23 protein-coding genes and 1 tRNA gene are annotated in these 25,576 nt (G+C 61.3%); 11 read left to right on the top strand and 13 right to left on the bottom strand.

Translation table 11 applies throughout. The features are described 5' to 3' along the window. Positions 1 to 503: 503 nt before the first annotated feature. The 5 genes from GWG67_RS03840 to GWG67_RS03860 all read left to right on the top strand — a co-directional run bounded on the left by GWG67_RS03840 (position 504) and on the right by GWG67_RS03860 (position 5,365). Positions 504 to 1,076, top strand: coding sequence for an OsmC family protein (locus tag GWG67_RS03840; protein WP_275167837.1), 573 nt, complete (start codon positions 504 to 506; stop codon positions 1,074 to 1,076). Positions 1,077 to 1,103: 27 nt separating this feature from the next. Beyond that, on the top strand, positions 1,104 to 2,348 hold the full coding sequence (locus GWG67_RS03845) for an NAD(P)-binding domain-containing protein (RefSeq protein ID WP_275167838.1): 1,245 nt from the start codon (positions 1,104 to 1,106) through the stop codon (positions 2,346 to 2,348). Positions 2,349 to 2,357: 9 nt separating this feature from the next. Beyond that, entirely contained in the window at positions 2,358 to 3,527 is a 1,170-nt protein-coding gene (locus tag GWG67_RS03850) for an NAD(P)/FAD-dependent oxidoreductase (protein WP_275167839.1), read from the top strand. Between the two features lie 8 nt (positions 3,528 to 3,535). Next, positions 3,536 to 4,003, top strand: a complete 468-nt coding sequence (locus tag GWG67_RS03855) for a MaoC family dehydratase (RefSeq protein ID WP_275167840.1) — start codon at positions 3,536 to 3,538, stop codon at positions 4,001 to 4,003. 99 nt (positions 4,004 to 4,102) lie between these two features. Next, positions 4,103 to 5,365: an MFS transporter gene (locus GWG67_RS03860; protein WP_275167841.1), complete on the top strand. Its 1,263-nt coding sequence runs from the start codon at positions 4,103 to 4,105 to the stop codon at positions 5,363 to 5,365. Between the two features lie 141 nt (positions 5,366 to 5,506). Here GWG67_RS03860 and GWG67_RS03865 read toward each other — a convergent pair whose 3' ends face one another. After that, entirely contained in the window at positions 5,507 to 7,150 is a 1,644-nt protein-coding gene (locus GWG67_RS03865; RefSeq protein ID WP_275167842.1) for a winged helix-turn-helix domain-containing tetratricopeptide repeat protein, read from the bottom strand. 1,667 nt (positions 7,151 to 8,817) lie between these two features. Further along, the gene (locus GWG67_RS03870; RefSeq protein ID WP_275167843.1) at positions 8,818 to 9,669 is read right to left on the bottom strand and encodes an RNA ligase family protein; all 852 of its coding nucleotides are present in this window, start codon (positions 9,667 to 9,669) and stop codon (positions 8,818 to 8,820) included. 407 nt (positions 9,670 to 10,076) lie between these two features. Between GWG67_RS03870 and GWG67_RS03875 the strand changes: the two genes are divergently transcribed. Further along, positions 10,077 to 10,310, top strand: coding sequence for a hypothetical protein (locus GWG67_RS03875; protein WP_275167844.1), 234 nt, complete (start codon positions 10,077 to 10,079; stop codon positions 10,308 to 10,310). Positions 10,311 to 10,845: 535 nt separating this feature from the next. Here GWG67_RS03875 and GWG67_RS03880 read toward each other — a convergent pair. Further along, positions 10,846 to 11,811 carry a TIGR03885 family FMN-dependent LLM class oxidoreductase gene (locus GWG67_RS03880; protein WP_275167845.1) on the bottom strand — a complete coding sequence of 322 codons (966 nt, stop codon included), beginning with the start codon at positions 11,809 to 11,811 and terminating at the stop codon, positions 10,846 to 10,848. Between the two features lie 786 nt (positions 11,812 to 12,597). On the opposite strand from GWG67_RS03880, the gene GWG67_RS39075 reads away from it, so the two are divergent. From GWG67_RS39075 to GWG67_RS03890, 3 genes are all read left to right on the top strand, one after another. Next, on the top strand, positions 12,598 to 13,008 hold the full coding sequence (locus tag GWG67_RS39075) for a phosphatase PAP2 family protein (protein WP_369335500.1): 411 nt from the start codon (positions 12,598 to 12,600) through the stop codon (positions 13,006 to 13,008). A gap of 8 nt (positions 13,009 to 13,016) precedes the next feature. Further along, positions 13,017 to 13,241, top strand: coding sequence for a hypothetical protein (locus GWG67_RS03885; RefSeq protein WP_275167846.1), 225 nt, complete (start codon positions 13,017 to 13,019; stop codon positions 13,239 to 13,241). A gap of 203 nt (positions 13,242 to 13,444) precedes the next feature. Then, on the top strand, positions 13,445 to 13,612 hold the full coding sequence (locus tag GWG67_RS03890) for a hypothetical protein (protein ID WP_275167847.1): 168 nt from the start codon (positions 13,445 to 13,447) through the stop codon (positions 13,610 to 13,612). Between the two features lie 1,228 nt (positions 13,613 to 14,840). On the opposite strand, the gene GWG67_RS03895 is transcribed toward GWG67_RS03890, so the two are convergent. From GWG67_RS03895 to GWG67_RS03935, 9 genes are all read right to left on the bottom strand, one after another. Next, on the bottom strand, positions 14,841 to 15,977 hold the full coding sequence (locus GWG67_RS03895; RefSeq protein ID WP_275167848.1) for a hypothetical protein: 1,137 nt from the start codon (positions 15,975 to 15,977) through the stop codon (positions 14,841 to 14,843). A 70-nt stretch (positions 15,978 to 16,047) separates the two neighbouring features. Further along, positions 16,048 to 16,302: a hypothetical protein gene (locus tag GWG67_RS03900; protein ID WP_275167849.1), complete on the bottom strand. Its 255-nt coding sequence runs from the start codon at positions 16,300 to 16,302 to the stop codon at positions 16,048 to 16,050. A gap of 466 nt (positions 16,303 to 16,768) precedes the next feature. Next, positions 16,769 to 16,846, bottom strand: a tRNA-Pro gene (locus GWG67_RS03905). A 109-nt stretch (positions 16,847 to 16,955) separates the two neighbouring features. Beyond that, positions 16,956 to 17,534 (bottom strand): MerR family transcriptional regulator, encoded by a 579-nt coding sequence (locus GWG67_RS03910; RefSeq protein WP_275167850.1) that lies wholly within the window; start codon positions 17,532 to 17,534, stop codon positions 16,956 to 16,958. Positions 17,535 to 17,561: 27 nt separating this feature from the next. After that, complete coding sequence (locus GWG67_RS03915) at positions 17,562 to 17,903, bottom strand: integration host factor subunit alpha (protein WP_018456841.1); 342 nt, start codon at positions 17,901 to 17,903, stop codon at positions 17,562 to 17,564. A 133-nt stretch (positions 17,904 to 18,036) separates the two neighbouring features. Further along, positions 18,037 to 19,017 carry a beta-ketoacyl-ACP synthase III gene (locus GWG67_RS03920; RefSeq protein WP_026233249.1) on the bottom strand — a complete coding sequence of 327 codons (981 nt, stop codon included), beginning with the start codon at positions 19,015 to 19,017 and terminating at the stop codon, positions 18,037 to 18,039. Beyond that, complete coding sequence (plsX, locus tag GWG67_RS03925; RefSeq protein ID WP_275167851.1) at positions 19,014 to 20,075, bottom strand: phosphate acyltransferase PlsX; 1,062 nt, start codon at positions 20,073 to 20,075, stop codon at positions 19,014 to 19,016. Before plsX ends, GWG67_RS03920 begins: the two co-directional genes overlap by 4 nt. 298 nt (positions 20,076 to 20,373) lie before the next feature. Next, a complete protein-coding gene (locus GWG67_RS03930; protein ID WP_275167852.1) occupies positions 20,374 to 20,937 on the bottom strand; it encodes a DUF177 domain-containing protein in 564 nt (187 codons plus the stop codon). Continuing rightward, a complete protein-coding gene (locus tag GWG67_RS03935; protein WP_275167853.1) occupies positions 20,934 to 21,485 on the bottom strand; it encodes a ubiquinol-cytochrome C chaperone family protein in 552 nt (183 codons plus the stop codon). The genes GWG67_RS03930 and GWG67_RS03935 overlap by 4 nt, the downstream gene beginning before the upstream one ends. Before the next feature lie 98 nt (positions 21,486 to 21,583). Here GWG67_RS03935 and GWG67_RS03940 point away from each other — a divergent pair, with 98 nt between their 5' ends. Both GWG67_RS03940 and GWG67_RS03945 read left to right on the top strand, forming a co-directional pair. Next, complete coding sequence (locus GWG67_RS03940; protein WP_275167854.1) at positions 21,584 to 22,069, top strand: outer membrane protein assembly factor BamE; 486 nt, start codon at positions 21,584 to 21,586, stop codon at positions 22,067 to 22,069. 78 nt (positions 22,070 to 22,147) lie between these two features. After that, positions 22,148 to 23,149, top strand: a complete 1,002-nt coding sequence (locus GWG67_RS03945; RefSeq protein ID WP_275167855.1) for a tripartite tricarboxylate transporter substrate binding protein — start codon at positions 22,148 to 22,150, stop codon at positions 23,147 to 23,149. 207 nt (positions 23,150 to 23,356) lie between these two features. Here the strand turns inward: GWG67_RS03945 and GWG67_RS03950 are convergent, their stop codons facing one another. Then, positions 23,357 to 25,477 (bottom strand): sodium-translocating pyrophosphatase, encoded by a 2,121-nt coding sequence (locus GWG67_RS03950; RefSeq protein WP_275167856.1) that lies wholly within the window; start codon positions 25,475 to 25,477, stop codon positions 23,357 to 23,359. Between the last annotated feature and the right edge of the window lie 99 nt (positions 25,478 to 25,576).

Genomic DNA, 25,576 nt, shown 5'->3' on the forward strand with positions numbered 1-25,576 from the left:
GGTAGGAAGCGCCCGGTCCTGGGTCGGCCTCGATTATGATCCGATCCGCGCCCTTTCTTCTCGCTTCGCTGGCAAACCAGCGAGATCGCTTCATGCCCACGCCGTAACGAAGCATCGTCGGTTCAACAAATTCAACGAATCGGGCTCGTCACCCATCACCTTGACTTGAGCAACACCAACCAGCCTCGTTTTCTCCCGCGACCGCGCGATCGAGCTAGATTGCAGCCTGCACTCAATGGTGAGTTCATTGCGACAAGCTTCAATGAAATCGGCATCGTAGCCCCACTTGCTCGGCCAAGATGTTTCACCTTGCGGCTAACTGCGCACCCACAGGGAAGATGAGCTGCTGACGCGCCCGTCTGCCTTGCGAAAACAATGATTTCTGAAGGCCGCACCAAGCTCCTCTGAAAGATTTCCATGCGGCTACCTGCGAAAGAAAGACACGATGTCGGACGCGTTCCGCAGAGTTGGGCCGGCACATCACTCAAACTGGAGAGACAGACATGAGAACCATCGATAATTCGGCGGCAACCGCGGTGAACAACGGAGTCAACGTGGAAGCCTTGCTGTCTGCCCGCGAGGCTCTGGGCAACGCACCCGAAGCGGCACAATTCAAGTGGCGGGCGAGCTGCGTCTGGCTTAACGGAACGCACAGCCGTTCCACAATCGGCAACTTCTTCGGACTCACGGCCGAGCAGGCGCGCGACAAAACCTTCACCGTGGAAGCGGACCACCCGCAAGTTTTCGCAGCGGAGGATAATGCTCCGACCCCCGTGGAAATCGTCTTGTCAGGGCTGGCAAGCTGCCTCACCGCGGGCGTTGCGGCCGTCGCACAGCGACGCGGCATTCAGCTGCATAAAGTGACGGCGCTTCTCGAAGCCGAGATGGACATTCAGGGCATTCTCGGAATGGACGACGACGTGCGCAATGGCTTCGGCGCCATACGAGTTCATTTCGATATTCTCGCCGATGCCAGCGAGGACGAAATCAAGGCCTTGGTCGCACAGTCGCAGAAGCGATCGGCTGTGTTCGACATCATCACCAACCCGACCAACGTATTCGTCACGGTCAACTAAAGACGTCAGGATCAAGGAGCGAGTCTCGTGCGATACGCGACCACCATCATCATTGGCGCCGGCCAATCCGGGTTGTCCATGAGCAAGCATCTGACCGCCCGCTCGATCGACCACGTGTTGCTCGAGCGCGGCCAGGTAGCGAATTCGTGGCGGACGGAGCGGTGGGACTCGCTCCGCCTTCTGACACCGAACTGGCAGACCCGTTTGCCCGGCTACGGCTATGCAGGCGATGATCCGGATGGCTTCATGACCAAGTCGGAAGTCATCAGCTTCCTTCAACAGTACGCCGATGTTTCAGCTGCTCCGGTCCTCAGGGAAACGCGCGTGCTGCGCGTCAGACAGGAGGAGCACGGCTACCAGGTCTCCACCAATCTGGGCATCTGGCGCTGTCAAAAGCTCGTGATCGCGAGCGGGGCCTGCAATGTTGCCTCGGTCCCATCCCTCAGTGCCGCTTTCCCTCCGGCCGTGATCAGCCTTTCGCTTCTGCAGTACAAAAACCCCGATCAACTGCCGAATGGCGGCGTGTTGATCGTCGGCGCGTCGGCGAGCGGTATTCAGCTTGCCCGTGAAATCCAGGCGTCTGGCCGTCCCGTCGTGCTCTCAGTTGGAGAACACGTGCGGATGCCACGCACCTATCGCGGACGGGATATCCAATGGTGGATGAATGCGATCGGAGCGATGGATGTTCGGTACGACTCGATGGAGGACATCGAAAGAGCGCGGCGTCTGCCGTCGCCCCAGCTCATCGGAACGCCCGAACGTGTGACGGTCGATCTCAACAGCTTGCGTCAGGCAGGTGTCAGGCTTGTGGGTCGGATCGTCGGAGTTCACGATGGTGCCGTTCAGTTCTCGGGCTCGCTCGCCAACATTTGCGCACTGGCCGATCTCAAGATGAATCGACTGCTCAGCGCCATCGACGAATGGGTGAAATCGAACGGCTTGATCGACGAACTCGCTGTGCCGCCGTATCGCCCCGCAGCCACGGACATTGGGCCCGACACGGAGCTCAGCGTAAACTTGATGGCTGCAGGAATTGGCAGTGTCATTTGGGCGACCGGCTACCGACCGGATTACTCCTGGCTTGACGTCCCCGTCGTCGATCGCAAGGGGCGCATCCAACACGACGGAGGCGTAGTCGCCGCACCCGGCATGTACGTCATGGGTCTGCCGTTCATGCGACGGCGCAAATCATCGTTCATCGACGGAGCTGGTGATGATGCCGCGGACCTCGCTGCTCACCTGAACCAGAATCTGACCCGCGCCGCTGCTTGAGTGAAGAAAATGAGTGCGCTTAATCTTGAGACTAAATATGACGCTGTGATCATTGGCGGCCGTTGTGCGGGCGCTGCAACGGCGCTGCTGCTGGCGAGATCCGGGGCCAAGGTATTGCTGGTCGACCGGCAGACAGACGGGTCGGATACGACTTCGACACACGCGCTGATGCGGGGCGCGGTCATCCAGCTCAACCGCTGGGGACTGGATCGGGGCTTACTCGAAGCAGGAAGTCCCGAGATTCGATCCACCACGTTCCACTACGGCGACGAAGCTGTGCGCGTCGAAATAAAGGCTGAGCATGGAGTAGATTACCTTCTCGCGCCTCGACGGACCATTCTCGATCCGTTGCTGGCCGACGCGGCTCGGCGGGCCGGCGCTACCGTCTGCCATGGGATAGCGCTATCCGAGCTGGAATTTGCGCCATCAAGTGGGCGGGTGATCGGCGTGTCCTTACGAGATGCCAATGGCGCTTGCGCGACTGTTCGCTCGAACATGGTCGTCGGTGCGGATGGTCGCCACTCTACTGTCGCACAAAGTGTCAACGCTCGCCCCTATTTTGAGGGCCGATTTTGTTCAGGTTTGGTGTATGGCTACTTCGAAGGACTGAACTCGACGGGCCTGCACTGGCACTTCGCAAAGAATGCCGCCGCTGGCGTGATCCCGACGAACGGGTGTCACTGCATATTTGTGGCTGTTCCTGGACCTCGGTTTGGGACAACGTTCCGCGGCGATGTTCATGAGGGATTCCTCCAAGTCTTGGAAAACACTAGCTCTGGACTTCGCACTGACGTCAGCAGAGCGAACCAAATCGGACGGTTGCGCGGGTTCGCCGGCGCAAAAGCTCACCTTCGGCAATGCCAGGGAGCAGGATGGGCGCTTGTCGGCGATGCAGGCTACTTCAAGGACCCTCTCACTGCGCATGGAATCACTGATGCTCTGCGCGACGCACAATTGTTGTCCGGATCAATCATAGCTGGCGGCAGTCGGGCGCTCGAACGGTATCAAGAAGAACGTGACGCTCTATCGATGCCGTTCCTCCGCGTTACCGAGGAGATCGCGTCGTTTTCGTGGGACCTCCACGAGGTAAAGCAGCTTCATTCGACCATGAGCAGTGTGATGAGGACTGAGGCCAATCGCATCGCACAATTGTCGACCGCACCGTCCCTCGCAGCATAGGAGCGAAAATGTTGATGGAATCACCCTGGTCACGAACGCTCGCCGGCCAACCCGCACTGGGGTCCGGCGCCGAGAGGACCCGCACGACGTCCATGCGGGACGTGGAAATGTTCACGGAAATCACGGGGGACAGAAATCCAATCCATTACGACCTCGAGCTGGCGACCGCATCCCCGTTCGGCGGACTCATCGTTCAGGGGGGCGTCACGACGGGACTTCTCAACGCCGTTGTGGCAGAAGATCTTCCCGGGCCTGGCACGGTGTTTCTCGAAACAAACTGGCGCTTTCTGAAAGCCGTGCAGGTGGGCGAGACGATCACCGCAAGCGTCAAGGTCGAGCACGTTCGTGACGACAAGCCCATTTGCAAGCTGGAGACCCTCGTACGCAACGGCAACGGCGACGTTTGCGTCGTGGGCACCGCCACGACTTACACGATGCCGCTGTCCCGACGTGTGGAGGGCCTACTCGAACGATAACGCGTAGCACGCGGCGACTTCGCAGCTGCCGACCCGCAGCGCGGCAGTCTTTAGGCACTTCGCCGCGCTCAACCAGTTTTCTGAGAGCAGCCGATTTCGATGACTGTGCAGGATACCATTCGACCAACTCGCGCCCTTCCACGGGACAATCGTGCCGGTGGCAGGTTTGCAGGCGGGACGATTGATCGAGGCGCGCTGGTTGTCGCTGCGGCAACCGTGACAATGGCGCTCGGATTTGGCGGCCTTGGACTCATCACTGTCTTCATGAAACCGATGGAAGCGGACCTTGGCTGGTCGCGGGCAGACTTGAGCCTCGCATACGGCCTGTCAACAACCGGCATGGCGCTCGGCGGCCTGTTCTGGGGACGGTTGTCCGACCGCCTCGACGTGCGTCTGTTGCTGATACTCGGTGCCATAGGCATGGCCGGACCGTTGCTTCTGATGTCGACCGTCCGATCTTTGCCCGTGTTCTATGTCGCCCACCTTATATATGGCGCTTGCGGTTTTTCCACGCTCTACGCGCCGCTCTTATCGACAAGCGGCGAGTGGTACCCGCAGCGGCGCGGTCTCGTGATGGGAATCGTTACGGCAGGCGGTGCAGCCGGACAAGGTTTGCTGCCGTTGCTCTCCAGCTTTCTCATCGCTGCTCTCGGATGGCGGTTTGCGTTTACAGCAATAGGCTGCACCTTCATGGTCGCACTCGCGCTCGTTCTGCCGCTATTGCGATGGCCACAGGGAACGCGAGCGCCATCGGTTAACCTCGCCGACGTCCGCGACACCGCCACATCGGAGACCCTAACGGTGGCTCTTCTCGCATGTGCCGCCTTTCTCTGCTGCGCTTGTATGGGTGTTCCTGTCGTGCATCTGGCGAACTTCGTCGGCGGGATATGCGGCTCAGCCAGAGCTGGCGTTGCAAGTCTCGTCATTGCGATGATTTTTGGCGCTGCGGGCCGCGTGTGCTGCGGTGTCATCGCCGACCGCATCGGGGCTCTTAGAGCGTATGCGTTGGCGTCCGCGATACAGGCCGCATGCGTCTTCATTTTTCCCCTGCTTGAGAGCAGCGTCCCGCTCATGATGCTCTCTGCTGTTTTCGGGTTCGGCTTTGCGGGGAACATGACCTGCCTTTCACTTTGCGTTCGCCAAGCCGTGCTGCCAAAGCGTTTCGGGACAGCGCTTGGTGCTGTCATGATGATCGCCTGGGCCGGAATGGCAGCAGGTGGCTACATGGGCGGCTTGCTGTTCGATCTTTCGGGGAGCTACACAGCATCGTTCGACCTGGCGGCCGTAGCCGGCGTTATGAACCTCGCGGTAATCAGCGCGATCGGTGCCACGAGGAATTTACGCCCGATCTCCGCAGCGTGAAGCAAGGCTGCTGACTTGGCACTTCATCGGCTCTCCATTCGAGGAAAAATGGAATCCGTCGGTGAGCACACAGACGTTACCGCGTCTCCGTCCCCGAAGAAACTCAATTGCGGTCCGGTACGAGTGCGACAAGCGCCGCGCTCACTCGTCTGATACGCCCGACAAACGCAGCCCCTCGGTATAGCGATCAAGGAAGTCCTGGTCCTTGCAGAAGAACAGTTCCTGGCGCGCAGTAGCGGTGGTGTAATCGGGCTTGCGTCTCAATAATTCGGCCGCCGCACCGTTCGCGGCCGTTGTGTCACCGAGTTGTCCGAGCGAAGCCGCCAAGGTTACGAAAGCGCTATGGGTCACATTTGCTTGGCGCGTCGCTCTTCGCGCGAACTCGGCGGCAACGTCGTACTCGCCAAGCGAGAAATGTGCCCACGACCGCGCGTGGTGAAAACTCCAAACATGGCTGTCACGGGGGCTCAGTATTGTCGCGCGGTCAAGCAGCGTTTCCGCTTCGATAGCATTTCCACGCCACAACACATTGAAGCCTTGCGCGAAATAACCCTGCGCAAAGCTAGGGTTGAGCTCAAGCGACAGCTCGATCGCAGCAAATGCTTCGTCGTTCTGCCGCATCAGGCATAGAGCCCGTCCAAGCGCGCAGTGGCAAAAACAGTCGAGTTCGTCGAGGGCCACGGCGGTGCGGGCTTGACGCAACGCGGTCTCCAGCCGCGCAGCGCGATTGCGCGGATCGTCAGAGAACGCCCGCTGAACGTTGACGTAACTCAGCGCACCGTGCCCCCGCGCAAAAGCCGGGTCCGCTGCAATCGAGCGCTTGAAGAAGGCTTCAGCCGTATCGTACCCCGGAGAGGTGAAACGCCATAAGTTCCACAAGCCTCGCTGGTAACAATCCCAGGCGTCCAGGCTTTCTGGTGCCTTGCGCGCCGCGAGTTGCTGCTCAACCTTGGACAGCTCCGGTTCGATCGTCGCAGCGATTTGGCTCGCCATCTCTTCTTGAATGTCGAAGATATTCTCGAGCTGAAAGTCATACCTGTCCGACCACAGCTGCTTTCCATCCGCCGCTCGGGCAAGTTCTACGTTAATCCGTACCGAGTGCTGGCTCTTGCGAACGCTGCCGGACACGACGTAATTCACGCCGAGCTGCCCCCCGACTTCACGCGCGTCGACGACCCGGCCCTGAAAGCCGATGGTCGAATGACGCGATATGACAGAAAGCCAGCGATTGCGGGCGAGTAGCCGGATGATGTCTTCAGTCAGGCCATAGCTGAAATAGTCATTCTCGGGATCGTTTGACATGTTCTCGAAGGGAAGCACGGCGACGGACGGTCGCGTAATGGCTTCTGCCTTGACGGCCTCCGACACAATATCGTCGAGACGAGATAATTCAGCCGAAATCGCAGTGCTGGGGACCGCGCTTCTTGCCGCGGCCTCGTCAGGAACGTGTCGAACGGGGGCGACCTCTGCCTCGGTGATCTCCTTGACTTCGCCAACGAAACGGAATCCGCGCCGATGCAGCGTTCGGATGAAGAGCTGATCGGTCCCATTGTCGCCCAGCGCCCTTCTGGCGCCATTGATCCGACTGGAGAACGCGGCTTCTGAGATGATGCGCCCATTCCAGACAGTTTCGATCAACTCATCCTTGCTGACGACCCTGTCGTGATTGCGCACCAAATGCACAATCAGATCAAAAACCTGGGGTTCTGTGTGAACAGAAAGTCCCCGATGCCGCAGTTCATGCTGGCTGATATCAATTTCGAAGTCAGAAGATCGGTATTTCATTACCACTCCACCGGTCGTTAGCACAACCTAGAGAAAAGCAAAATCAAACGTCGTCTCAAGAAGATGGCATAGCGTCCTTGGTTAGCCCGATCTAAAGACCCGGTCAGCCCAATCAGACGTCAGCCCAAATCAGACCGGAGACGCCACATGACCGGCTCACCTCAATCACCTCCAGCGTGGCCCACCAGATGGCCCGGTGGCGGTTTTCACCTTGCTATGATTTGGCGACCGGCTATAGCGCTCGCAACCCGGTCAATCACCATCGCCTCGCAAGGATCTTTTGTTAGATTACCCGCCCGGAAAGGCGAGCGTCTGCAGGAATGCAAATGAGCCGCTGAATATGTAAGCGCTGGCGAGCGCAAGCAACGCCCGTTCCGGTTGGATAGAAATTGAGCGAACAGAAAAATTGCCGTGAGGAGATGGGCAACGGCCAAGACGGTTTGCAAAACCGGGATGAATGAGTCAATTCGGCGGACTTGCATGTTCGCGTATGGAGCCATAACTGCCGCCGCCACCATTAAAACGACGGTGACACCGACTGCTGCGGCTCGTTGCCGCGAGCTTGCCGGCATCGTTGCAATTATCAATGGGAAATCTTGACCCACTTCGTCTGCAGGCAATTGGCTCATTCCAAACTCAGCTTGATGAAGTTTCATCGCGTCGTCCCTGACTATCTTTGGACAATGAGTTCAGAGTCAGCCCGAAGAAAACAGTAATGCGGTGAGAAGAGTAAGCTTCTGTTGGACCCCTAATCTAACCATGGCGGCTCTCTTTCGGCCAGCATAGACGTGCGCCTTGGGCCACCTCCAGACTTGCGGCCGCGCGGTGGCCATGTCCGCTTCGCCTTCGGGGGCGCCGGCATTTTGCCAATGACCGTAGGCGCTCCAACGAAAATGGGTCCCCTTCCGAGCGGGACCTCTATGCCCAAAGTTCTCCCAGGCAAACTCCAAATTGATCAGCGAGCTTGAGCATGAGCAAGCGGACGAGAAAGAGAAGTAAGCCGCCTCGGTTTTCCCGTTGCCCTGCGGCGCGTAGCTCTCCCCAACACGCAAGTTTCCTCAGAAGCCCCGGTGTCCCAAGCGCCGGTTCAGCCGAGCAGCAAACGGCGCGCTTCCCAATGCGCTCTGTGGCCGTTGGGTTAGTCGCGCTTCGCAGCAAGCGTCTGGATTGCTCCAACCGAACGGCAATTTGCTCTTGGCGGTCTATCTGGTCCTGCATCATTTGTGTCGCCTCTGCAGAGTCAGACGGGTGGCGAGCCAAATAGTTCAATTCATTATGTGGGGCTGCGCCGCGCCGACTCGCGTCAGTTCCCACCCGCAAACCGCTTAATGGCGCAGGTGGCTCTAGGAGACCTCAGGAAGCGCCATCCGCGATGCAGCCACCAGGGTGGGCTCCCGAACGAGTCAGCGACTCCCTGGAACGGCGTAGAGGGCAACCTGCGGGCGCTGGAATCCTTCGGAATCCTTAGGCAGTGGCGGTGCTGCGAAGAGCTAGGACCAGAGGCCGTTGGCCCAGCCTAGGTCTTGGCAGTTCCGGCAATTCGATGTGGTCATATCATCTCAATAGGCGCGCGGGCCTTGCTCCAAAGGTCGCAAGAATACCGCGCGCCCTCCGACCGCGGCGCCGCATACTCAACGCACGGCGGCGATCGATCGACTCAAACGTTGTCAAGAACCGCGCGTTCCTCTGCTTAGCCCCTTGAACGAGCTTGCGCGTAGCAGCCCATCCGAAGGCGATGTCCCGGTATTCGATGTCGGCAAAGAACTTCGGCTCGACCCATGTGGCCTTGGGCTTTTTGATAGGTTTGGTGAGCTCTGTTTCGGGGCTGACGACCGTGTCAAGGGCGTCTCTGATCCTTCGTGACGTGGTTCGACCCACCCCGTCCCGACTTTCCCCATGTACCGCAGCTCTTTCCCTTCCTGCTTGCCGAGGTAGAGCGCGGCGACGCCGGACGGGTCCTTGACGAAGCCAACGACGGGGAATTTCTCGCGCTGGACGGTCTTGATCTTCTGCCAGGTCTCAACCCGCTCCGACCGGTAAGGGGCGCCCACTCGCTTGGAGACGATGCCCTCGTAGTTGAGCTTGCTGGCCGCCTCGAACAGCGCCTGCCCGTCACCTTCATGGTGCTCGCTGTAGAAGATGGGGGCTTCCAGACCGTTTTCTTCTATCAGCTGCTTCAGCAGCTCCTTGCGGGCAAGCTGCGCATGTTTGCGGAGGTCTACGCCGTCCAGCCACAGGAGATCGAAGGCAAAGAAAACGAGGCGGTCCTGGTCACCTCTACCGAGGTCCGCCTGAAGTTCGGAGAAGTTGGTGCGTTCTTCGTGGATGACGACCACTTCCCCGTCCACGATAGCCTGACCTGGGATGTCGAAGGCGCCGGCAATGACGGCAAACCGGTTGATCCAATTATAGCCGTTGCGGGTGAAGGCCTTACGGTCGTCGCCGTCAATATGGAGCTGGATGCGGTAGCCGTCGTATTTGACTTCGTGAATCCACTGAGCCCCCGAAGGAGCCTTCATCTTCAGGGTCGCAAGCTGGGGAATGATGAAGCCCCGGCATGGAAGCTCGCGGCTTCTTAGCCGGTGCTCGGGTACGCTTTGGCACTAACGCTACTCTCAAAAAGCCCGCCGCCGGTGTTGGGAGCCGACGGCGGGCAGTCTACCTACGTTACTCAAGAGTCTCCAACCGCAAAGCCCAAGCGGCGTTCCCAGGCGTTCTCTCATACAACCGCAATCGCGATTCCAGGTTGTATTTTCAACGCCAACGAGAACGGCCGCCGAACAGGGAGCGAACGCGGTGTGCTAATTCCTTCTCAGTACCGCCCCCGCTGCGGCGCGCCCCGCCGGCGGGAGATCAGTACCGGGAACGCAGGTCTGCTCGGCGGAAGTTTGCTTGCACCAATGATTGCCTGCGGAGATGATGCGGAATGTCGAAAGCGATGGAGTTGATTATCGCGGGTTATGTGAGGGGCAAAGATCGACGCGCTCTCGCAGAATTGCTCGCGCATCGGCGCAAGATGCTGGGCGAGCTGCAGGCCATCTCGGGTATCGACCCGGTGAACGCCATTCGAGCCGTTCAGGACGAACTTGTTATCATCGAAGCCGGCCTGGAAGAGCTTAAGCCGCCGCCCGGATCATTGCCTGAGAACGAGTGGAACTAGGCAGCCGCCTCGGACACGCGGGATACTGCTGCATGTGACCTGTTCGATCGTGCTGCCACATCGCGGCGAGATCCCGACACTGCTCGATGCGGGTGCCTCAGCAGCCTGCGCAGAAAATGCACGCTCGGCGAAGGCCGTTCCTAATGGTTTTCGCGTAGCTGCCGCTCCAGATCGATCGCTCGTTCTGCACTATAGGCACGCTTCAGCAATGAGCTGCGTTCGTACCCTGGAGGCTTCTGGTCCGCTTTCTCTCGCAAGTTCATGGCGAACCGCATCAGCCGCGTTTCGAGAGAAACTGTTTGCTTGAATCGTCGCCTGCGCTTGATCAACTTTGAACTCCCTTTTCCGTTGTTGGGGGAGTTGTAGCTCCGGGTAGACGAAAGCCGCAGGAACATAAGCTAATTGTGCGGACAGTTTATTTTTACCTGGCCATCTCAATTGATACGTGGAGCGAGTGACTGAACTACTACAATACCCACCCCAGCTTCGGGGGCTCAACCAGACTTGCAGCTTGGATTTGTGCGGAGTCCACGTCTTAAACCTCTCTCAAGGCCGGCAGCACGTGCGCCCCGAATGCGTCGATAAAGCTCAGTTGCCGCCGCCCGACTTGATGCAGGTGGATTTCGGCGAACCCCATCTCGGCGTACTCGGCCAGCCACGCTCGGTGCTGTCCGAGATCCGCGGAGACCAGGACCGACTGACGAATGTCCTCCGCCTTCACAAGGCGGCCGACTGTGTCGAAGTCCTGTGGCCGACGGAGGTCCCAGTTCACCTCTCCGCCGGCGATATTTGGCGCCCATTGGTGAAGTGCGTCGGCTTCAGCCTCCTCCTCGCTCGGTGCCCATGATAGCGCCGCCTGCAGGATGACAGGCTTGCCGTGCCCGCCGCCGCGGCGGAACGCCTCTACCAGATTTCCAAGCTGCTTCGGGGGCGCCTGGACCGTGATGAGAGCGTCGGCCCAGCCACCCAGCCATTCTGCCGTCTTCTCGGTTACGGCGGCACCGACCAACATGACCGGCTCTTCCGGGCGGCTGTAGAGCGTTGCCTCGATGACAGTGACGCGGCCACGATGAGTGACGGTCTCGCCCGCGAAAAGCGCCCTGATGATCTCTACACACTCAAGAAGGCGCGCGTTGCGCTCCTTCTTTTCAGGCCATGGCAGACCAGTGATACATTCGTTGATCGCCTCACCGCTGCCGAGCGCCAGCCAAAAGCGACCAGGGTACATCTGCGCCAACGTTGCAGCGCCCTGAGCTATTACGGCGGGGTGATAACGATAGCCCGGTGCCGAGATGACACCGAAGGGTAGCGAGGTCCCTTCCAAAGCGGCCCCAAGCCACGACCAGGCGAACCCGGATTGGCCTTGGCGCTCGCTCCACGGATGGAAATGGTCGGACGACATCGCGCAGTCGAAACCCGCCTCCTCCGCGCGCTTGGTCCAACGCAGCAGATCCGAAGGCGCAAACTGCTCGTGCGAAACGTGGTATCCGAAGCGCGCCATCTCTTTTCGGTCCTTGCAGATGAGATCCGTCGGCACGTCGGCGCGACATCGGTTTGCTGCAGGTACAGCAGACCTGATGCAGATGCGGGCCGTGTGCAGCCGGCGTGTAGCTGCAACTCCTCAGCGCAAGCCGCCGTTCCTTTGCTGACGAGAGGCGCGAACTCTTGGACGCGAACTCTTGGATTTGGATATTACCCGCCTGGTTGAAATGAACGAGTTCGGGTTTGCATCTGTGACGTGACCGCGCACTCGCGGGCTTGACCATCGGTGATGTTTCGCAGGTGGCACTCTGGCATCAGCCGGTCGCCAGTCTCGTGGCGGACTGCCTCCGAGACGAGGAAGCCCGCTATCAGCAGCGCAAGCAGCGCAACGGAGATTACCCGCGCATCTCGCACGATAGTCCCTGTGACTTGTCGACCCTCTCAAGCAGGGTCGTACTTTGAACGCCCAACGAGCTGCACGTTTCCAATTTGCGTGGGGTTCACCACGCCCCATGACGAATAGAGGATGGTGTTTGCTTCCAAGCACCGGGGCCAGCGTCTTGCTACGCTGGCAAGTAGGAACGCCTGAGCGTGCGGCGCGTCGTCACAGGTGCGCGTTTCTCGCGCTCGCCATCAACCAAAAGAGACCATGAAACATTTGTTAATACCCCCTACTCCCATCGATACAGCCATAGCGACTTCAGCAGCCCGCCACACCAACCCCGTTATTCAGGACTTTGCGAGATCTATGACATGGGCGGCTGATGCTCGTGTACTCGGTACGTTGGCGGGCGTAGGTTGGATCATGTCGCGCGGAGGCGATAGGCGGCAACACCTTGTCGCAAATCACGTAGCTATATCGCTCACGGCAGCAGTCATGTTGCCGAAGGTCATGAAGCGAGTGATCAATCGAACACGACCGGACCGAGTCGTCGTAGGCGAGGACCGACGCGGTGTTGAGACGTCAGGCCAGCCGCATGACTCCTTTCCCTCGGGCCATGGTGTGCACATTGGTGCGATCGTCTCGGCTCTGAGTTGGGCCTATCCTAGGAAAGCCGCAGTATTCCTGGCGATTGGGGGCGCGTTGGCAGCAACCAGAGTGGCCGTGCTTGCGCACTGGACGACCGATGTCGTGCTGGGACTGACCTTGGGCGCGACTATCGAACGAGCGGCGCGACGCGTCAGTGGAGCGCGACGCGGGAGTAGCCGCCTTTGAGACAAGCAATGACCGACAAACCCTTCGTTCTCTTTCCCGGGATGATCGAGCCGCTGCGAGTAGCCCGTGTATACGGCTACCTGATTCAGCACGGAGACGCGCTCTACCATCCCGGCGGCACTCAGCCGATATGTACGATGGCTCTGGCGCGGAAAATGGTCGAAGGCGGCTGGCTCGAGCAGCACGGCCAACGCTACGAGCCGACAAAGCAGGGTCTGCGAGCGACGGAATGAGGCGTCGGAATTGATGAAACGGCCCCAGGCCTGGGGGAAGGACCCAGGGCTGAGGCCGCTCCGGACTACCGAACGGATAGCCTCATGCGTCTGAAACGCATGTAAGAAATCAAGCCTGGCTGATGGGCATCGTCCCATGAAGGCTCTGGCCGGGGGTTTAAAGCGCAGGCAAATGTACTGAGGACGAAAGGGAATAAGCGCAGATGACGAAGGAATCTCTTCAGAACCAAGCCGACCGGGCCGAAGCCCTCGCCGCCCAGACCTCGGACGATGAGCTACGCGAGACCCTTCTAAAGGCGCCGCCGGAATACCGAGAGCAGCTCAACAGCGAAAACAACCACCGGGCCGATCGCCTGGGCGCCACCGACTAGGTCGCAAAGGGGGATCAGCATTGAGCGACAGGACCGGCAATGAACCTGCACCACTCGTCCTTATCGGGGTGGCAATCATCCCGATCATTGCGGTACTAGCTTGGTTCGCTTTTTAAGCCTTTGAACCTTTTCCGTGATGGCCCGTCATACAGTCGAAGCGTCCCTAAGCTTCCCCCCACCAGAAAGCCCCGCTTCCCCAGGCGGGGTTTTCGCTGTCGGCGCTGCATCAAGGCACCGATTTTTCAAGGGCCCTTTTGGCTCGACCACTTTTTCCCCATGCAGCAGCCTAGATGTGGGCAGGGATTTGAGGAGGCAAATTGCCGAGAACCTTAGTGGAATTCAGAGCGCAGAACCTTCGTTAGCAGCTTTGCCCGGACGATCCGAGCTACATCAAATCCTGGATCAGGAAGTTCGACCAGCAGAACGGGATTCGAACCTAATACTCCACCGAAGTCTCCAAGGAGCGAGGTGTTGCTTCACGGGCGGCGATCGGACCAACTGAGCTCGTGGTTTGCTTCGCTCGGCGCCGGACGCGCTACGGCCCAGAGGCGCGTTGAGCGCTAGGCAGTTCACCGCTTTTCGAGACGCCGCGGCCCTCCTCTTCAACTTGCCGGTCCCGGTATTCGACAGACGAGCGACACGCGGCAAGGCCGGTAAAGTCAGCGGCCGATAGCGGCTGGTTCGCGTTTGCTTGTTTCATGGAGACCTCCACATGCTGTGATGTAGGACCGTGTGCGCGGCCTCTGGTGCTTTTCGGCTCTGGGCCGATGTGACCGCCCCCAGAGGGGTAGGTCAGGCTTCTGGCGCGCTCACCTCCGCGACCGCCGTTGAACTTGCACACGCGACGCCGCGGATTTCGCAACTTTTTTTGCCCGTGACACTTTTTGGAAACTTGCGGCCTAAACTCTATGACTGTACGGCCGGCGCGCGGGGCGAAACTTCTGAGAGCCTGAATCACCCCTCCCCCTTCGGCGCCAAGCTCGTCCACGCAACATCGTTCGCGACCAGATCATCGACCATCGCATCGTATCGTCACGCGCAGCCTGAATGTCTCCACAGCAGCAACCATCGCCTTGACGCGTTGCTGGTTTGCAGGAAGCAGATCGGCTTGGACTTTGAGCCGGCCCCTACCCGACCATGTTTCCCCTCCGGTTTTGCACGCGCGGAAGGGAGGCTGGGGGCGTCGGTCCCTGGCGCGATTGTGGAAGAGATTTCCCATACCCCAGGGTCAGGCCGCATCTTGCACCTCAGGCACGGCGGCAAATGTGTCGCGAGCTATCATGAAGGACTTACCGTGCAACTCGGCTGGATCATCGAAGTCGCCGCACGCGATGGTGAGCCGCATAAGGTGCTCCTGCCCTGCGTCCTGCAGAGAAGCATTGCTGCCCTGTGTGAGGACGGCAACGCGGCCTCGGTCGGTTTGCATTTCGAGCCAACGATCGCCGCCCCTAGCAACCTCCACGCTGGACACCACGGTCAGCGGCACACCGCGCGGCACACTGATCTCAATAGCCGCCCCGCTGACCTTGCGCTCGTGCTCAGCGGCTTCGGCTGCGTCAACGGTATTGGAGCGGCGCCTGCCCATATCACCCTCCTCGGCCGGCTCTGGTGCCTCAGCGCGCGGCCTCACGCTACGGTCGGCTTCGTCGTATTTCTCGGAGGCCAGCCACTTCTCAAGGGGCATTCGTCGCTGGCCTGGTTTCGCGCTTGCAGCCCACGCAGCAGCTCGGCCGGCAATGTAGTCGACGTCGGGGTTGGTGATCCCTTCGAACGCCTGCTTGCTAGCTTGCTTGTTGCCGTAGCGGCCGTACGCCTTCCAGATTCGCTCGAAACTAATTCCCGCCACGGCCGGCGCCTCAGCGTCCGGCCCGCTGGCGGATACTTGATACATACCTGTCCTCGGGTCTGTCCCCGAGTCAGGTATGTGAGTCTTTGGCCCGCTAGGTGGGCCGCTTGAGGCATGAACTGGCCCGCCAACTGGGCCAGTGGTGGCCCGCCTAGTGGGCCGGTTCTGTGGATCATCAAACTGGCCCACCTGCTGGGCCAGTTCGGGAAACCGCCCTTGCTCCGCCAAATCGAGCACGTTGAAAACGGGAATGTATCGGCTGGCGCTCTGGTTGCGTCCCCTGCCGCGATAGGTGCGCGCAACCCAACCTGTTTCCAGTAGCAATATGATCGCGCGCGAAACCGCCGAACGTGACGGGCATTCTGCTCCATCGGGCGCGCGCTTCTTCATGACCGTGGCAACATGTCGTTGCGAGAGCAAGGCATCGCCGTGTTCGTGGTGATACCAATTGATCAGAAATCGGTAGACCAGCCTTGCCGTTTCCGACAGCCGAGGATCGAAGTCTACCAACTGGGACATTCTTCCAATCGCCACCGGGCCAGTAGGGTCGCCGATCTTGTGCGTCCAATACGCGGGCGAGTCCGCGATCTTAGGCTGCGCTGGGTTCATCGGCGGGAAGCTCCATGAGGGCCGCGAGGGCCATGTCGGAAATCGCGCGGTTGAATTGTTCACCAAACGCGGCGGTGCGCTCGCTGAAGGCGTTGGGTGCGACCGTCCAACAGCGGCCCTTGCCGCTCTGACGAAGGCCCAGGTTGTAGAGACGCAGGTGATCGTTAAGCTGCAGGTCGAAACGCGCAAGCGTCGTCGAGCCTGGAGGGCTCGGTCTGATGTCGAGTATTTGCAAGTGGAGTCCCCTGTTGGGGCTGCCCTATTGGGCGATGCTCTCGGCTAAAGGCCGATCGAGCTAGGCGGCTTGAACGCCACTCTGCTTGTTGTCGTTAGCGACCGTGCACGTCCGCGCCCAACGATCTAATTCATCGGTGCTGTAAACGACTGCTTTTCCGAAACGCATAAACGCAGGACCGTTGGTCCCGTAGCATCTGGCCTTATCCAAGAAAGATTTCGAAACGCCGAGGTACTCGGCCGCCTCTTGAACCCTGATATTCGCCATAGGTCGCCTCCCGTGGCTGGCGTTGCATGTACCTACTATTGCGGGTGCAGCCGCAGATCACTAAGGGCTGACCTAAACAAATATGGTGGTCGGCACGGCAAAGCTGCGGGGAAAATTGCGGGGCGCGCCTAACTGGCTACACCTTGGCTACAAAATTTGTAGCCAGCCTTCAGACTTCCGGATAAGTCTTTGATTTTATTGGTCGGAGCGAGAGGATTTGAACCTCCGACCCCTAGTCTCCCAGACTAGTGCGCTAACCGGGCTGCGCCACGCTCCGAACGTCGTTCCATTAGCTAGGATCGCCGGTTTGCGCAAGGCGAGCTCACACCATTTTGGTGCCTCTACCGAAAGGCCCGGAACTGGCCCCAAGCCGAGGAGATCCGGCGTCAGGCGTCCTTCAGCGCCTGATCCAGCATCTCGCGGCAGGCGATGAGCTCGGCGAGCACCCGTCCGAGGCGCTCCCGGTCGATGGCGCTGGGGCCGGCGGGCGCTGAGGGGGTGCCGCCCTTGCGGAAGGTGGTGAGGATTTCCTCGTCGTCGGTCTCGGAGAAGCGGAAGTCGATGCCCTCCTCCTCCTCACCCTGGTAGTCGTCATCGTCGCTGTCGCGGGCGCCGCGGACACCGGTCTCCTCCTCGGGCTCCATCAGGCTGGCGCCGACGGCGTCCTCGATGGCGCCGAACGAGACCGCGGCCGCGCTGTCGGCGAGGCCCTGCACCGATTTGACGCCGTGTTCTTTCAGGATCCGCTGCACCCCGCGGATGGTGTAGCCCTCCCCGTAGAGCAGCCGGCGGATGCCCTTGAGCAGGTCGACGTCGTCGGGGCGGTAATAGCGGCGGCCGCCGCTGCGCTTCATCGGCTTGATCTGGGAGAATCGGGTCTCCCAGAACCGCAGCACGTGCTGCGGAATGTCGAGTTCCTGCGCTACTTCGCTGATGGTTCGGAACGCATCCGGCGCCTTGTCCAAATGCCAAATCCTTATCCGGAGGGCGGATTACGCCTCGGGTTGCGCCTTGCTGGCGTCGCCATTGGTGCGGTGCTGGGCGTTGATCCGCTGCTTCAGGATCGCGGACGGCTTGAACACCATGACCCGGCGCGGCGAGATCGGCACCTCGGTGCCCGTCTTGGGGTTGCGACCGATGCGCTGACCCTTCTTGCGGACCATGAAGGAGCCGAACGAGGACAGTTTCACCGTCTCGCCTTTCTCAAGGCAATCGGTGATCTCCTTCAGCACGAGTTCCACGAAGGCAGACGATTCCGTGCGCGACAGCCCCACCTTCTGGTAGACGGCTTCGCACAGATCGACACGCGTTACGGTTTTACTTTGATCGGTCATCGCCCTGCCCCACATCACGGCGAACAATTGTTGTCTGAAATTATGAGCTTACGATACGGCGGTCAACAGCGCTCATCAATGCAGGCGCATCGATAATCCGATCTGATTCGGGCAAAATTTTATCGACTGTGGCTTACCAGCGCACCAGCGCGGAGCCCCAGGTGAAGCCGCCGCCCATGGCTTCGAGCAGAACCAGGTCGCCACGCTTGATGCGGCCGTCCTTGCGCGCCACCGACAGCGCCAGCGGGATCGAGGCCGCCGAGGTGTTGCCGTGAAGGTCCACCGTCAGCACCACCTTCTCCGGCGCGATATGGAGCTTGTGCGCGGACGCGTCGATGATTCGCTTGTTGGCCTGGTGCGGCACGAACCAGTCGATGCTATCGGCATTGAGCCCGGTCGCCTTGAAGGCGTCGACGATCACGTCGGTGATCATGCCGACCGCGTGCTTGAAGACCTCGCGGCCCTCCATGCGCAGATGGCCGACAGTCTGGGTCGAGGACGGGCCGCCGTCGACGAACAGCTTCGCCTTGTGGCGGCCGTCGGAGCGCAGATGCGTGGTCACGATCCCGCGGTCGGTCGCGGCATTGCCCGGCTGCTCCTGCGCCTCCAGCACCACCGCGCCGGCGCCGTCGCCGAACAGCACGCAGGTGCCGCGATCGGTCCAGTCGAGGATGCGCGAGAAGGTTTCCGCCCCGATCACCAGCGCGCGCTTGAAGGCGCCCGTGCGCAGGAAATTATCGGCGGTGGCGAGCCCGAACACGAAGCCCGAGCACACCGCCTGAAGGTCGAAGGCGGCGCCATGGTTGATGCCGAGTCCGTGCTGCACGGCGACCGCGCTCGCGGGGAAGGTGTTGTCAGGCGTCGAGGTCGCGAGCACGATCAGGTCGATCGACTGCGCGTCCACGCCGGCATCGGCGAGCGCAGCCTGCGCGGCCTTGAGCGCCAGATGCGAGGTGAACTCGCCCTCGGCTGCGATATGCCGCTCGCGAATGCCGGTGCGCTGCACGATCCACTCGTCGGACGTGTCAATGCGCGCCGCCAATTGGGCGTTGGTCACCACCTGCTCCGGCAAATAAGAGCCGCAGCCCAGCACGACCGAACGAATTTGAGTCACGAAACAGCCTCCTGCGCGGCCTGCACGGAATTGAGTGCACCACCTTCGCGGTTGAGCATCTGATTGATCTTGTTGAGGAGATCGAATTTGACCATCTCATAGCCAACATCGATCGCATAGGCAAAGCCTTCGGAGCTGATTCCGCCATGGCTCTTGACCACGATCCCGTTCAACCCCAGCAACACGCCGCCGTTGGATTTGTTCGGATCCATCTTGTTGCGCAGGGCCTGAAAGGCGTTGCGCGCAAAGAGATAGCCGAGCTTTGACAGCCAGCCCCGCTTCATCTCGTTGCGGAGCAATTCCGCCATCTGCCGCGCGGTTCCCTCCGCGGCCTTCAAAGCGATGTTGCCGGCGTAGCCTTCGGTCACGATGACGTCCGCGACCCCCTTGCCGATGCCGTCGCCCTCGACGAAGCCGACATAGTCGAGCTCGGGCAGGTTCCTGGCGCGCAGGATTTCGCCGGCCTCGCGAATCTCCTCGTGCCCCTTGATCTCCTCGACCCCGATATTGAGCAGGCCGACCGTGGGACGCGTCTTGTTGAACAACACGCTGGCCATCGCTGCGCCCATGATGGCGAGCGACACCAGATGGTGCGTATCGCCGCCGATGCTGGCGCCGAGGTCGAGAACGACGGAATCGCCGCGCCTGGTCGGCCACATGCCGGCGATGGCGGGACGGTCGATGCCCGGCAGCGTGCGCAGGTGGAAGCGCGACATCGCCATCAGCGCGCCGGTATTCCCGGCGGACACCGCAACATCCGCCTCGCCCTTTTTCACCGCATCGATGGCAAGCCACATCGAGGAGGTCCTGCGGCCGCGTCGCAGCGCCTGGCTCGGCTTGTCCTCCCCGCTGACCGCGACATCGGTATGGATGATCTTCGACGCGGCCTTCAGCGCGGGGTGGCGGTCGAGCTCGGGCTCGATCTTGGCGCGGTCCCCGATCAGCAGGAATTCGATCTCGCGATGCCTCTGGAGCGAGATGGCGGCGCCTGGAATGACCACGGCGGCGCCGGCGTCGCCCCCCATGGCGTCAAGCGCGATGCGAACCTTGCTTGGCATAAAAGTCCTGGAAACCTGGTCTGGTGCGGTCTTGAACGAGCGGGGCCGCAAATGGGTTCGCCACGAACATGGCGGTCGGTCAAGCGCCACGCCGCACCCGGACCGGGGCGCGACAATAGCGTTTTGTTACCCCGAAACAACCTCTTGCCCCCAGCCTTTTGCATTCTGGAACATCGGGCTGCGGACGGACTAATTCACAAGAAATACATGAAACTCAAATAGATAATTTGACCCTTCAAACCATCATCGCAAACACCTCACGCCCCGTAGCAAAGCGGTCCTCCGGGGAAGACGGCGCCTATTTGTCCTTCTTTCTGTCCTGGAGTGCCTTCAGGACCGCAAAGGGATGGTCCTCCGGATCGGGGGCGAAGACCTCGGGCTCAAACACTACCCCCGGCTTCCGCGGATAGGGATCGACCGCCAGGAACAGAGCGTCGGTGGCGAGCCGGCCGAGGTCGATGATCCCATTGACGATCGCCTCCGGCGGGTCGGCGACCTGCTCCTGATCGTCCTTGCCCTCCTCCATCAGATCGGCCAGGCGGCGGACCTCGGCCTCGGGGGCAAATATCAGGTCCACCTCCTCGTCGATCTCGCTCTCCATGGGGTCAAGCGTGACCACACAGGTCTGGCCGATCCTGGCGCGGACGTGCCCCGTGACCTGGATCCGGTCGCCGCTTTTCGGCACGATATCGAAATCGGCCTGGACCGAGACAACCTCGCGCAAACCTGCCGTCTCGGCCATGGCTTGCCGCTCGGCGGCCGAGGCCTCGAGCTTGCGATGCAGGCCGGTGTCCGGGATCTGTGCAACGATGACGGGCACCCGCCAGGGATCGGGCCCGGATGCTGGTATCGGTCGGCTCATGGCGTGACATCCTCAGGGAGCGCTGGGGGAAACTTGAAGGACGCACCCAGCAGTGCGGCCTCGCCGGTGCGGCCGAGGTCGGCCTCGGCAGCCCTGGCATAGGCCGCGAGCCGCTGCGCCTGGTCCATGCCGGCCCCATTCAAGATATTCTTGCAGATTGCCGATGCCAGCGCCTCGCCGCCGCTTTCCATGGCCTGATCGTAAGCCTGGACCCGGCCGTAAAACGCCTCGCCGAAGGCCCGCATCCGCTTCGGCACGGTCTGGTCGCCTATCCCCATCTCGCGCAGATTGTCGTCCATGTCCTCGCAGAAGCGGTCGAACAGCGCCTGCGACAGCTCGGTGGCGCTCTGGACCGTGCGCAGGCGGCGCAGCAACAGCCAGAGGTGCAGCAGCAACAGATCGAAACGCCCGTTAACGGTATCCGGCACGCCCAAGTCGCGGTAAAATATGGGTTCTCGCGCCTGCGTCACGATCATGCCATAGATGGCTTCAATGGTGCCCGGCGAGGCTAGGCGGGGTTTCCTGAAGTGATTGAACGGCCAAAGCATTGTGGTTTCCGCAAGCGGGCGCGCGCGTGTTGCATTCAGAGCCTCCGCCCGGTACTTCAGCGCCTCGCGCGACGCAAGGGGACGGAATCAGTTCCGCTATGACGATAACGAACCAGACCAGCCTGCGTGCAAACAAGCGGCGCGGCCTTCAAGCACGTTGGCGCGGCTTGCGCCTGTTCGCGGCTGCGGCCCTGGTTGGTGCTGCGCTTGCGGGCTGCACCGGCGAGCAGTTCCAGAAGGGCTATATCCTGCCGCCCAACGCGCTCGAGCAGATCCCGATCGGTGCGAGCCAGGACCAGGTGCTGATCGTGATGGGCACCCCCTCCACGGTCGCAACCCTCGACGGCGAGGTGTTCTATTACATCTCGCAGCGCTCCGAGCGCATGGTCGCCTTCATGAACCAGAGGGTGGTCGACCAGCGCGTCATCGCGGTCTATTTCGACAAGAACCGACGCGTGCGCCGGCTTGCGAATTACGGCCTCCAGGACGGCAAGATCTTCGACTTCATCAGCCGGACCACTCCGACGTCGGGCCAGGAGATGAGCTACCTCACGCCGATCTTCAAGCTACTCAGCTTTAACTGAGCCTGCGGCTTCGTGCGGCTTGCCGTTGCGCATCCGCTTCCATACGCTCCTGCAAAACAAGATGCAGGGAGTGGATTCGTGCCCAATAAATTGCTGTCCCGCCGTCGCGTGCTCACCGGCGCTGCCGCCATCTCGGCCGCAGCGATCCTGCCGCGATCGAGCCTGGCGGACTGGAAGCCCACCGAAAACGTCCGCCTCGTCGTGCCGGCAGCCGCCGGCGGTTCGACCGACGTGATGGGTCGGCTTCTGGCCGCGCATCTGCAGACCGCCTGGGGCCAATCGGCCGTGGTGGAAAACCGCTCCGGCGGCGGCGGCACGATCGGCACCGCCGAGGTGGTCCGCGCCAAGCCGGACGGTCATACCATCCTGATCGGCAATCCCGGCCCGAACGCGATCGCCTACAGCATCTTCAAGAACCTCACCTACAAGCCGGACCAGCTCCAGCCGGTCTCCAACATGATCCGGATCCCGAACATCGTCTCGGCGCATCCCAAGACCGGCATCAAGTCGATCGCCGAGCTGGTCGCGTATCTCAAGGCCAATCCGGACAAGCTCAGCTACGCCTCCTCCGGAGTCGGCCAGAGCCCTCACCTCACCGGCGCCTGGTTCCTGCAGCTCACCGGGCTGAAGATGACGCATATCCCGTTCCGCGGCGCCGGTCCCGCGCTCCAGGCGGCGCTCGCAGGCGACATCCAGATCCTGTTCGACAATCTCTATCCGAGCCTGCCGCAGGTGCAGAACGGCACCCTCACCGGCCTTTGCGTCACCACGACGGAGCGCAGCGACCTCGCACCGAACCTGCCGACCATGCGCGAGAGCGCGCCGGAGCTTGCGGCTTTCGACGTCTCGTCGTGGTTCTCGGTGTTCCTGCCGAAGGGTGTGCAGCCCGCCGTTCTCGAAGCGCTCAACCTTCAAGTGAAGGCGATGCTCGAGCGCGACGACATCAAGAAGAACATCATGGCCATGGGCGCCCGTGCCGACTACGGTACGCCCGACCAGTTTGCCGCCTTCGTGGACGCCGAGACGAAGAAGTTCGCCGGCATCATCCAGAAGGAAGGGCTGCAGATGGACGTGCAGTAGGCGCTACTTCCGTCATTGCGAGCGACTTGTCCGCCATAGCTCGAAGAGCGACGGCGGAAGCGAAGCAATCCAGAATTCCTTAGTGGAACGACCCTGGATTGCGTCGTCGCGAGAGCTCCTCGCAATGACGTGGTGAGGGCGTCCAACCCACCAAACAAAAACCCCGCGGCTTTCGCCGCGGGGTTTTGTGTTTCGGGCCGACGCTCCTCAGTGCGCGAGCACCGCGAGCAGCAGCAGCGCCACGATGTTCGTAATCTTGATCATCGGGTTCACCGCGGGACCTGCCGTGTCCTTGTAGGGATCGCCGACCGTGTCGCCGGTCACGGCCGCCTTGTGGGCGTCACTGCCCTTGCCGCCGAAATGACCGTCCTCGATGTACTTCTTGGCGTTGTCCCAAGCGCCGCCGCCCGAGGTCATGGAGATCGCGACGAACAGGCCCGTCACGATCACGCCGAGCAGCATCGCGCCCACGGCCGAGAACGCCGCCGACTTGCCGGCCGCCCCGCCCCCCGCGATCGCATAGATCACGAAGTAGACGAAGATCGGTGACAGCACCGGAAGCAGCGAGGGGATGATCATTTCCTTGATCGCCGCCTTGGTCAAAAGGTCGACCGCCTTGCCGTAATCCGGCTTGTCGGTGCCTTGCATGATGCCCGGCTTCTCGCGGAATTGGCGGCGGACCTCCTCGACGATCGCGCTCGCCGCGCGGCCCACGGCGGTCATGCCCATCGCGCCGAACAGATACGGCAAGAGACCGCCGAACAACAGGCCCACCACGACGTAGGGGTTGTTGAGCGAGAAGTCCGGTTTGACGCCGGCGAAGTAGGCGTGGTGCGCGGAGTCCGCAATGAAGAACTTGAGATCCTCATTGTAGGCCGCGAACAGCACCAGGGCGCCGAGACCGGCGGAGCCGATCGCGTAGCCCTTGGTCACCGCCTTGGTGGTGTTGCCGACCGCATCGAGCGCGTCGGTCGACTTGCGAACCTCCTTCGGCAGGCCCGCCATCTCGGCAATGCCGCCCGCGTTGTCGGTCACTGGGCCGAACGCGTCGAGCGCGACGACCATGCCGGCGAGCGCAAGCATCGTGGCGGTCGCGATCGCGATGCCGAACAGGCCGGCGAGGCTGTGGGTGACCAGGATGCCGGCGATGATGACGATCGCGGGAAGCGCGGTCGATTCCATCGAGATGGCGAGGCCCTGGATCACGTTGGTGCCGTGGCCGGTCACCGAGGCCTGGGCGATCGACTTCACCGGACGATAGTCGGTGCCGGTGTAGTATTCGGTGATCCAGATGATCAGCGCGGTGACGGCGAGGCCGACCACGCCGCACTCGAACAGCGCCATGCCGGTATAATCGACGCCGGCGAGCTTGCCGAAGCCGATCAGGTAATAGATCACGCCGGCGATGCCGACCAGCGACAGGACGCCGGTTGCGATCAGACCCTTGTACAGCGCGCCCATGATCGACTGGCTCGGTCCCAGCTTCACGAAGAAGGTGCCGATGATCGAGGTGATGATGCAGATGCCGCCGATGGCGAGCGGCAACGTCATCATGTCGGCGAGGATCGGCGTCTTGGCGAAGAAGATCGCCGCCAGGACCATGGTGGCGACCGCGGTCACCGCATAGGTTTCGAACAGGTCGGCGGCCATGCCGGCGCAGTCGCCGACATTGTCGCCCACGTTGTCGGCGATGGTGGCCGGGTTGCGCGGATCGTCCTCGGGAATGCCGGCCTCGACCTTGCCGACGAGGTCGCCGCCGACGTCCGCACCCTTGGTGAAGATGCCGCCGCCGAGACGGGCGAAGATCGAGATCAGCGAGGCGCCGAAGCCGAGCGCCACCATGGCGTCGATGACGACCCGGCTGTCAGGCGCAAGCTTCAGCGAATGGACCAGGAAGCCGAAATAGAGGGTCACGCCGAGCAGCGCGAGACCCGCAACCAGCATGCCGGTGATCGCACCCGCCTTGAAGGCAAGCTCGAGACCACCTGCGAGCGACGTCGTCGCCGCCTGGGCGGTGCGCACATTGGCGCGGACCGAGACGTTCATGCCGATGAAGCCGGCCGCCCCCGACAGGATCGCGCCGATGGCAAAACCGATCGCGACATAGAGCCCAAGGAAATAGGCAAGCAGCACGAAGATGACGATGCCGACCATCCCGATCGTGGTGTACTGACGCCGCAGGTAGGCCTGTGCGCCTTCGCGCACCGCTGCCGCGATTTCCTGCATGCGCGGAGACCCCGCATCCGCGCTCAACACCGAAGACGTCGCCCAGATCGCGTAGACGACGGAAAGCACTCCGCAGAGCACAATCAACCATAATGCTGTCATGTGATTTTTTGCCTCAGATCCTTGATGAACGTACCCCCGGCGCCTTTTGTTTTTCCGTCGTGCGGTGCGGCGCCTTGATTTGAAAAAGGCCGCCCCTTG

It is taken from the genome of Bradyrhizobium sp. CSS354 (assembly GCF_029051725.1).
GTDB lineage: Bacteria > Pseudomonadota > Alphaproteobacteria > Rhizobiales > Xanthobacteraceae > Bradyrhizobium.